At 71.2% G+C, this 8,250-nt stretch carries 10 protein-coding genes; 5 read left to right on the top strand and 5 right to left on the bottom strand.

Annotated elements, in window-relative coordinates:
• A partial coding sequence (locus tag AB0M62_RS28290) for a biotin carboxylase N-terminal domain-containing protein (protein WP_366076464.1) occupies positions 1 to 78 on the bottom strand: 78 nt, incomplete at its 3' end.
• A gap of 357 nt (positions 79 to 435) precedes the next feature.
• On the opposite strand from AB0M62_RS28290, the gene AB0M62_RS28285 reads away from it, so the two are divergent.
• Entirely contained in the window at positions 436 to 918 is a 483-nt protein-coding gene (locus AB0M62_RS28285; RefSeq protein WP_366077118.1) for a hypothetical protein, read from the top strand.
• Between the two features lie 93 nt (positions 919 to 1,011).
• Here the strand turns inward: AB0M62_RS28285 and AB0M62_RS28280 are convergent, their stop codons facing one another.
• From AB0M62_RS28280 to AB0M62_RS28265, 4 genes are all read right to left on the bottom strand, one after another.
• On the bottom strand, positions 1,012 to 1,614 hold the full coding sequence (locus tag AB0M62_RS28280) for a nucleoside triphosphate pyrophosphatase (protein ID WP_366077117.1): 603 nt from the start codon (positions 1,612 to 1,614) through the stop codon (positions 1,012 to 1,014).
• A gap of 68 nt (positions 1,615 to 1,682) precedes the next feature.
• Positions 1,683 to 1,811 carry a hypothetical protein gene (locus AB0M62_RS28275; RefSeq protein ID WP_366077116.1) on the bottom strand — a complete coding sequence of 43 codons (129 nt, stop codon included), beginning with the start codon at positions 1,809 to 1,811 and terminating at the stop codon, positions 1,683 to 1,685.
• A gap of 108 nt (positions 1,812 to 1,919) precedes the next feature.
• Positions 1,920 to 2,126, bottom strand: a complete 207-nt coding sequence (locus AB0M62_RS28270; protein ID WP_366077115.1) for an acyl-CoA carboxylase epsilon subunit — start codon at positions 2,124 to 2,126, stop codon at positions 1,920 to 1,922.
• 14 nt (positions 2,127 to 2,140) lie between these two features.
• Positions 2,141 to 3,736 carry an acyl-CoA carboxylase subunit beta gene (locus AB0M62_RS28265; RefSeq protein WP_366077114.1) on the bottom strand — a complete coding sequence of 532 codons (1,596 nt, stop codon included), beginning with the start codon at positions 3,734 to 3,736 and terminating at the stop codon, positions 2,141 to 2,143.
• 106 nt (positions 3,737 to 3,842) lie between these two features.
• On the opposite strand from AB0M62_RS28265, the gene AB0M62_RS28260 reads away from it, so the two are divergent.
• The 4 genes from AB0M62_RS28260 (at position 3,843) to AB0M62_RS28245 (ending at position 8,209) form a co-directional block, all read left to right on the top strand.
• On the top strand, positions 3,843 to 4,706 hold the full coding sequence (locus AB0M62_RS28260) for a biotin--[acetyl-CoA-carboxylase] ligase (RefSeq protein WP_366077113.1): 864 nt from the start codon (positions 3,843 to 3,845) through the stop codon (positions 4,704 to 4,706).
• 118 nt (positions 4,707 to 4,824) lie between these two features.
• Entirely contained in the window at positions 4,825 to 6,039 is a 1,215-nt protein-coding gene (locus AB0M62_RS28255; protein ID WP_366077112.1) for an adenylate/guanylate cyclase domain-containing protein, read from the top strand.
• Between the two features lie 67 nt (positions 6,040 to 6,106).
• Entirely contained in the window at positions 6,107 to 6,907 is an 801-nt protein-coding gene (locus tag AB0M62_RS28250; protein WP_366077111.1) for an enoyl-CoA hydratase-related protein, read from the top strand.
• Positions 6,908 to 7,057: 150 nt separating this feature from the next.
• Positions 7,058 to 8,209 carry a sensor domain-containing diguanylate cyclase gene (locus tag AB0M62_RS28245; RefSeq protein ID WP_366077110.1) on the top strand — a complete coding sequence of 384 codons (1,152 nt, stop codon included), beginning with the start codon at positions 7,058 to 7,060 and terminating at the stop codon, positions 8,207 to 8,209.
• Positions 8,210 to 8,250 lie beyond the last annotated feature (41 nt).

Below are 8,250 nucleotides of genomic sequence, written 5' to 3'. Positions count from 1 at the left end.
GGCTACGCTCGCGATCCCGGCGTCCCGGCAGGCCCGGGCAACGCGGACAGCGATTTCGCCTCGGTTGGCGATGAGCACCTTGCGCACGATGGCTCCCTCCTTGAAACAAGCTGAGTTTAGGGACTGCCGACACGACCTTTCGACCCGTCCCCAAGGGTGAGCTTGCCCACACGGAGTGTGATTCGAGGCTCGCTCGAGTGGCGAAATCCCTTGTCGCACCACGGTACGCCGGGTTCTTCAACTGCACAGTAACCTCAGAGTGTGGCCAAGGTCTCTGTCAGGCGGCCCCGCGGCGACGCACCATTCTTTGTGGAGTCCCTACGAATGGCCGAATGATTCTTTGCCCCACGCAGACCCCTTGTCCCGAGGTTTACCCGTTAGTAGCGTGCGCGATGGCGAACGTACTAGCAGTAACAGCAAGAGGGGTGGGGCGTCGTGGCACGCAGACCGGTGGCTGTCGTGGCCGCCATCGTGCTCTTCGGCGAGGCCGTGGGCCTCGCTTTCGTCCACTGGATCCTCGGGCGGGTCGTCGACAGCCAGTCGATGTCGATGGCCGGGCTCGATTCGAATGTCATGTCTGCGTCCACCTGGGTGCTGGGCGGGGTCATGGGCCTTTTCCTGGCCGGCTGCGGGCTGGTGCTGCTCCTGGCGGGGCTGAGGGACCGGGCACCGGGCCGGTTCGGCAGGATCCTGCTGATCAGCTGCGCCATCACACACGGCGTACTGGGCGCGCTGACGGTCGGTCTGGTCGGCTGGTCCGCCTTCGCCTTCATGATGGTGGTCCTGGGCCTGGTCGTACTGTCGCTCCTGGCGTACGGGAAGCGGGACAGGACCGGGAGCGGTGTCCAGGACACGCCCCCGTTGGTCCCGGGCGAGCAGCCGCCGCCCGGCCCGCCGGCCGCGCCGGCCTCCGCCTGACCCGGCCGGTCGCGGCCAGGTCAGCGGCGCCTGAGGCCCATGTGGCCTCAGGCCCGTGTTGCCCTCATCCGGCCCTCAGGCCCGTTCCGGACCTCACGCCCACAAGTCGGTGATCGACACGTCCAACTCGCTCAGCAGTCTGCGCACCAGCGGCAGGGACAGGCCGATGACATTGCCGTAGTCGCCCTCGATCCCGTCCACGAAGGGCGCCGAGCGGCCGTCCAGGGTGAAGGCACCGGCGACGTGGAGTGGTTCCCCGCTCGCGACGTAGGCGGTGATCTCTGCGTCCGTCGGCTCGCCGAACCGGACGGTGGTGGACGCCGTCGCGGAGACGTGGCGACCGGTGACCGTGTCGATCACGCTGTGCCCCGTCTGCAGTACGCCTGCACGGCCCCGCATCGACTTCCAGCGGGCTGTGGCCTCCTCGGCGTCGGCCGGCTTGCCCAGCGCCTCTCCGTCCAGCTCCAGCACCGAGTCGCAGCCGATCACCAGCGCCCCGGCGGCCTCGGGCCGCGCGGCGACCACGGCGGCCTTCGCCTCGGCGAGGACCCGGGCAAGTTCGCCGGGGGTGGGCGCGGTGAGCGCGTCCTCGTCCACACCGCTGACGATCACCTCCGGGGCGAGCCCCGCCTGGCGCAGCAGGTTGAGACGGGCGGGCGAGGCGGAGGCGAGCACGAGGCGACGGGCGTCAGTCATGCGGGAAGGGTAGCCAGCTGGGGACGGCGAGGCCGAATCAGCGGTCCGTGGGCTGCACGGGGCCGGGCTCAGTGCAGACCCACCGCGAACATCGCCACCAGCATCGCCAGGGCCAGCAGCAGGCCCATGCGCCGCAGCATGGCCTGCGCGTCGCGCATCTCCTCGGGCGGCTCGTTCTCCGGGTCGGACCACAGCATGGAATCGATCCTGCTGCGGGAGCGGCGGTGGCGCCTGAGTACAGGTACTCAGGCGCCACTGTGCTTACTGACTAGTTGCGCGGAGATGAACGCCCCGGCGTGCGGCCGCTACTCCGGCCAGTACGTACGGCCCCACGCCCGCGGGCCCGGCAGCGGCATCCGGCGGCGTGCGACCCGCGTCGGGGCCGCCCACTCGTCCGGAACCTCGGGCGCGCCGACGGCCGAACCGGCCAGCACCGCGGCGCGCGCCTGGACCACCGCCAGAGCGGCGGCCAGCTCCTCCGGGGTGGGGTTGCCCTTGACGACCTTGATCATGGGAGCTGCCCTTCCTAGAGGGGAATGTTGCCGTGCTTCTTCGGAGGCAAGGATTCCCGCTTTGTGCGGAGCTGACGCAGGCCCCTGACGATGTTGCGCCGCGTCTCCGACGGCATGATCACGGCGTCGACGTAGCCCCGCTCGGCCGCGGTGTACGGGTTGAGCAGGGCGTCCTCGTAGTCCGCGATCAGCTCCGCGCGGGTGGCCTCCTGATCCTCGGCGGCCGCGATGGTCCGCCGGTGCAGGATGTTCACCGCGCCCTGCGCGCCCATCACGGCGATCTGCGCGGTCGGCCAGGCGAGGTTCAGGTCGGCGCCCAGGTGCTTGGAGCCCATGACGTCGTACGCGCCGCCGAACGCCTTGCGCGTGATCACGGTGATCAGCGGAACGGTCGCCTCGGCATACGCGTAGATCAGCTTCGCACCGCGCCGGATGATGCCTCCGTACTCCTGGTCCACGCCGGGCAGGAAGCCGGGGACGTCCACGAACGTGAGCACCGGGACGTTGAACGCGTCGCACGTACGGACGAACCGTGCCGCCTTCTCCGAGGCGTTGATGTCCAGGCAGCCGGCGAACTGCATCGGCTGGTTGGCGACAATGCCCACCGGGTGGCCTTCCACCCGCCCGAAGCCGGTGACGATGTTCGGCGCGAACATGGCCTGGGTCTCGAGGAACTCGCCGTCGTCCAGGATGTGCTCGAGCACCGTGTGCATGTCGTACGGCTGGTTGGCACTGTCCGGAATGAGCGTGTCCAGCTCGCGGTCGAGGTCCGTGAGCTCGAGGTCGGCCTCCTCCGGGAAGGCCGGCGGCTCCGAGAGGTTGTTCGAAGGCAGGTACGAGAGAAGCGACTTGACGTACTCGATCGCGTCCTTCTCGTCACCCGCCATGTGGTGCGCCACCCCGGAGGTGGTGTTGTGGGTGCGGGCTCCGCCCAGCTCCTCGAAGCCCACGTCCTCGCCGGTGACCGTCTTGATGACGTCCGGCCCGGTGATGAACATGTGCGACGTCTGGTCCACCATCACCGTGAAGTCGGTGATCGCGGGAGAGTAGACCGCGCCGCCCGCGCACGGGCCGACGACCAGCGAGATCTGCGGAATCACGCCGGAGGCATGGGTGTTCCGGCGGAAGATCTCGCCGTACATGCCGAGGGCGCTCACGCCCTCCTGGATGCGGGCGCCGCCGGAGTCGTTGATTCCGATGACCGGGCAGCCGGTCTTCAGGGCGAAGTCCATCACTTTTATGATCTTCTGGCCGAAGACCTCGCCGAGCGCCCCGCCGAAGACGGTGAAGTCCTGCGAGAAGACGGCGACCGGGCGGCCGTCGACCGTGCCGTAGCCGGTGACGACGCCGTCTCCGTACGGACGGGTCTTCTCCAGGCCGAAGCTGGTGGAGCGGTGCCGGGCGAACTCGTCCAGCTCGACGAACGAACCCTCGTCCAGGAGCAGAGCGACCCGCTCACGGGCCGTCAGCTTGCCTTTGGCATGCTGCTTCTCCACGGCGCGCTCGGAGCCCGCATGCGTCGCTTCGTCAATGCGGCGTTGCAGATCCGCGAGCTTTCCCGCGGTTGTGTGAATGTCTACATCGCGCTTGGCGATCTCGGACTCTGACATCGGGATGCGGCTCCCTGCCTGGTCAACCGGATGGCTACTGACACGTAGCGTATCGGCGTGCATGGCGCTCGGCAGTGCGTCGTTTGCCACACCTAATGTGGCTTGCATGACGCCCCAGGATGCTCCAGACAACCGCTGGTCCAACCTCGACCGGCCGCCCCTGAACGCCACCGCGCTGCGCCGCGCCCTGCTACGGCCGGACGGGCTGTGGACCTCCCTGGACGTCGTCCAGACCACCGGCTCCACCAACGGCGACCTCGCCGCGCGGGCGGAACAGACCCCCGAGGGCGCCGTCCTGGTGGCTGAGGAGCAGACGGCGGGCCGGGGCCGCCTCGACCGAAACTGGTCGGCGCCCGCCCGGTCCGGGCTGTTCTTCTCCGTACTGCTCAAGCCCTCGGACGTACCGGTCGAACGGTGGGGCTGGCTGCCGCTGCTCGCGGGAGTCGCCACCGCCTCGGCCCTTTCGCGGGCGGCGGGCGTCGACACCGCCCTCAAGTGGCCCAACGACGTGCTGGTCACTGTGGAGGGCGAGGAGCGCAAGGCCGGCGGCATCCTCGCCGAGCGGGCCGGCGGCGCCGGGGGAGGCGTCGTCCTCGGCATCGGGGTCAATGTGACGCTGAGCAACGAGGAGCTGCCGGTGCCCGGCGCGGGCTCGCTGGTGCTGGCGGGCGCGGTCTCGGTGGACCGGGATCCCCTGCTGCGGGCGGTGCTGCGGTCGCTGGAGCAGTGGTACGGCGACTGGCGCGAGGCCGGGGGCGATCCGGACCTCAGCCGGTTGCAGGAGTCCTACGCGGCGGGCTGCGCGACGCTGGGCCGGACCGTACGGGCCGATCTGCCGGGCGGGCGGTCGGTGACCGGTGAGGCGGTGGCCGTGGACGCGGACGGGCGGCTCGTCCTCGCGACCGGCGACGGGATGCAGGAACCGGTCGGGGCGGGGGACATTGTGCATCTGCGGTCCGTTGACTCATGAGACGGTCGCGAGAAGGCCGTGAGACGGAGGAGTGAGCTACGGCACACCTGCCGTATGGTTTAGACGATCCGCGACAGATCGGCAGGGCAGTGCGCAGGGAACGGGCAGGAGGCGGTAGGTGACCGTCGATGACACGGGTTCCGATGCAGGCGCGCCCTCTCCCGGCGGAAATGGCAGCAGTGGCGGCAGCGGCGGTAGCAGTAGTGGCGGTAGCAGCAGTGGCGCCATCGGCAGCGATCAGCACCCGCCGCACCACGCCGTCGACCACACGGTCGAGCCGACCGCCGACCCGCTCGCCATCCGCCTCGAACAGCTGATCCTGGGCGCCGAGCGCCGCTACACCGCCTTCCAGGCCGCCCGCACGGCCGGCGTCTCGATGGAGCTCGCCTCCCGCTTCTGGCGGGCCATGGGCTTCGCCGACATCGGCCAGGCCAAGGCGCTCACCGAGGCGGACGTGCTCGCCCTGCGACGGCTCGCCGGTCTGGTGGAGGCGGGGCTGCTCAGCGAGCCGATGGCCGTGCAGGTCGCCCGGTCCACCGGGCAGACCACCGCCCGGCTGGCGGAATGGCAGATCGATTCCTTCCTGGAGGGGCTGACCGAGCCCCCGGAGCCGGGTATGACCCGAACCGAGGTCACCTACCCGCTGGTCGAGCTGCTGCTGCCGGAGCTGGAGGAATTCCTGGTCTACGTCTGGCGGCGGCAGCTGGCGGCGGCGACCGGCCGCGTCGTCCAGGCCGCCGACGACGAGGAGATGGTCGACCGCCGGCTCGCGGTCGGCTTCGCCGACCTCGTCGGCTTCACTCGGCTGACGCGGCGGCTGGAGGAGGAGGAGCTCGGCGAACTGGTCGAGGCCTTCGAGACCACGGCGGCGGACCTGGTCGCCGCGCACGGCGGCCGGCTCATCAAGACCCTCGGCGACGAGGTGCTGTTCGCGGCGGACGACCCGGGCACGGCAGCGGAGATAGCGATGCGGCTCATCGAGACGATGAGGGACGACGAGACCATGCCCGAGCTGCGCGTCGGCATAGCGTTCGGGACGGTCACGACCCGGATGGGCGACGTCTTCGGCACGACCGTGAACCTGGCCAGCAGGCTCACCTCGATAGCGCCGAAGAACGCGGTGCTGGTGGACGGCGCGCTCGCCGAGGAACTGGGCCGTACGGGCGACGCGCCGGTCTCCGAGGCGGAGGCCGCCGCGGAGGCCGAGCTGGCCGAGAAGGCGGGCGAGGAAGCGCCCGGCTACCGCTTCGCGCTCCAGCCGATGTGGCAGCGGCCGGTACGTGGCCTGGGCGTCGTGGAGCCCTGGAGGCTGACCCGCCGTACGGAAGCCTGACCCCGCCGCCCCCCGGAAGGGGGGCGGCCTATGATCCCGGTCAACGATCGTTAACCGGGAGGGCGTCATGAGCGAGCAGCGGTTCGGGGAGTTCGTCGTCGTACGGCGGCACGAGCAGGGGCATGTCGCCGAGCTCGTGCTCGACCGGCCCAAGGCCATGAACGCCGTGTCCACCGAGATGGCGAGGTCGATCGGCGCCGCGTGCGACGCGCTCGGCGCCGACCGGGACGTGCGCGTCACTGTGCTGACCTCCACCCATGAGCGGGCCTTCTGTGTCGGTGCCGACCTCAAGGAGCGCAACTCCCTCAGCGATGCCGAACTGGTGCGGCAGCGGCCCACGGCCCGTGGCGCCTACACCGGCGTACTCGAACTGCCGATGCCGACCGTCGCCGCCGTGCACGGGTTCGCCCTCGGTGGCGGGTTCGAGCTGGCCCTGGCCTGCGATCTGATCGTGGCCGACCGTACGGCCGTCGTCGGACTGCCGGAGGTGTCGGTCGGCGTGATCCCCGGCGGTGGCGGTACGCAGTTGCTGCCCCGGCGCGTGGGAGCCGCCCGGGCGGCCGAGCTGGTGTTCACCGCGCGACGGGTGGCGGCGGACGAGGCGCGCGGGCTGGGCCTGGTAGACCAGCTGGTGGACGAGGGCCGGGACCGGGACGAGGCGCTGGCTCTCGCCGCGCGTATGGCGGGGAACTCCCCGGTGGGACTGCGGGCCGCCAAGCGGGCGCTGAGGCTGGGCCACGGGCTGGACCTGCGGGCGGGTCTGGAGGTCGAGGACGCGGCGTGGCGGTCGGTGGCCTTCTCCGGCGACCGGGCCGAGGGCGTGGCCGCGTTCAACGAGAAGCGCAAGCCGCAGTGGCCGGGTGAGTGACCGGGCTTCGGCCTGATGCGGCCGGCGTGACGGAGGGGACATGTCGGGTGCGATTACCGATGGTGACCGTGACGCTCCGTATCGCAGCCGGGGCGAGCGACCGTATGGACCGTCAATCGTCCCAAACGCGGTAAAACTCCCTAACCTGGGGTGATGGGTGTTGACGGGCGGCTGCGAGCGGTGGTGGACCTGGCGCAGGCCATGGCGGCGGCGCACACTCCGCGTGAGTCCGTGCACGCGGCCGCGCGCGGGGCCCGCCTCGCCATGGACGGCTCCTTCGCGGCCATTTCGACCTGGGAGCGGGACCGCGGCCGGTTGCGCGTCCTGGTGAACGAGGGCGAGCGGACGCCGGGGGAGGAGGAGTTCCCCCAGGAGGAGTCGTATCCCGTGCACGACTTCCCCGAAATCACCGAGTTCCTGCACGAGAAGTGGGCCGGGGGCGGCGGGCCGCACGCCTGGGTGGAGACCGCAGAGGGCGAGCGGATCGGCGCCGGTCCCTACTGTCATCAGCGTGTCGCCGCACTGCGCCGGCGCGGGCGCGGCAGCTGCGTGGTGGCGCCGATCGTGCTGCACGGCAGGGCATGGGGGGAGCTGTATGTCGCCCGCCCCACCGGGAAACCGGCCTTCGGCGTCGCGGACGCGGATTTCGCTACGGTCCTGGCCGCTGTCGTCGCGGCCGGGCTCGCGCAGACCGAGCGCCTGGAGGAGGCGCGCCGGCTCGCCTTCACCGACCCGCTCACCGGGCTCGCCAACCGGCGGGCCGTCGACATAAGGCTCGACGAGTCGCTGGAGCTGCACCGCGCGCACGGCACGGTGGTCAGCCTGATGGTGTGCGACCTCAATGGGCTCAAGCGCGTGAACGACTCCCTCGGGCACGAGACCGGCGACCGCCTTCTCGAACGCTTCGGCTCGGTGCTCTCGCTGTGCGGCGCGCGGCTGCCGGGTGCGCTGGCGGCGCGGCTGGGCGGCGACGAGTTCTGTCTGCTGTCCGCCGGGCCCCAGGCGGACGAGGTGGTCGCGGTCGCCGAGGAGCTGTGCACCCGGGCGGCCGATCTGGAGCTGGGCGAGGGCGTCGCCTGCGGGGTCGCCTCGACCGGGGACCCGATCGGGACGGTGAACTCGGCCCGCCGGCTGTTCCGCCTGGCCGACGCCGCTCAGTACAAGGCGAAGGCCGCCCGCTCGGAGAAGCCCGTGGTGGCGGGCCGTGACGGCGCGGTCGTACGCCTGGCGGACGCGCCGCCGGGCGGTACACAGGACCGCCGCCGCTTCCGCGGCCGGGGCGCCCCGCCCACCCGGCCCTGAGGGCGTGGGGGCGCCACCCGCGGTAAGGGGTCAACGCGGGG

The sequence above is a fragment of the Streptomyces sp. NPDC051219 genome (genome assembly GCF_040682335.1).
In the GTDB taxonomy this organism is placed as follows: Bacteria; Actinomycetota; Actinomycetes; order Streptomycetales; family Streptomycetaceae; genus Streptomyces.
This window is presented reverse-complemented; position numbering and strand designations above follow the sequence as displayed.